General features: G+C 44.7%; 2 protein-coding genes. One reads left to right on the forward strand and one right to left on the reverse strand.

What is annotated here, in order from left to right; all coding sequences use genetic code 11:
- Nucleotides 1–279: DUF805 domain-containing protein (locus tag R7Z77_RS28035; protein ID WP_318137393.1), on the forward strand; the 279-nt coding region annotated here is incomplete at its 5' end.
- Nucleotides 280–319: 40 nt separating this feature from the next.
- On the opposite strand, the gene R7Z77_RS28040 is transcribed toward R7Z77_RS28035, so the two are convergent.
- Nucleotides 320–539 (reverse strand): DUF3135 domain-containing protein (locus R7Z77_RS28040; protein ID WP_318137394.1); only part of this gene is annotated, 220 nt, incomplete at its 5' end.

A 539-nucleotide genomic window follows, 5' to 3' on the forward strand; every position in this document is an offset into this window, starting at 1 on the left:
CTGCCAATATTCTTGTTGGTACTGCTCATTCCTGATTTGGCTATTACGACAAAGAGATGGCATGACCGCGACAAGTCGATCTACTGGTTAGGCTTGAATATTCCTTTGGTGATTGGTCGCATCGCAACGCCGATGACAAGCCCAATAGCGCAAGAGCCTTCAACGCCACAGCTGTTCATTGCTTCGATTTCATTAATTTGTGGGCTTTGGATTTTGATTGAGTGTGGTTTTTTGAAAGGCACATCAGGCCCGAATAAATACGGTCCTGAGCCACAGTGATTTATGAGTGTGGGAGTCTGCCGAAGGTGTGACTCTCACATCAGTAGAAATCGTTTCTGTTGAAGGCGACTACGTTGTCTGTTTTAACCGACGTCGCTTTTCCTTGTAATGCTTCTCTGAACTTTGTGACTTGTTTTTGTAGTTCATTCATTAGCACGACGTTGGTGTGATGAGGGTTTTTACAGTTGCGAATCACACGATCAATATGGCTTTGCTGAGCCCATAAGCGTGGTTGCATCATTTCTGATGCGCTTTCTATC

It is taken from the genome of Vibrio sp. 1401 (assembly GCF_033340295.1).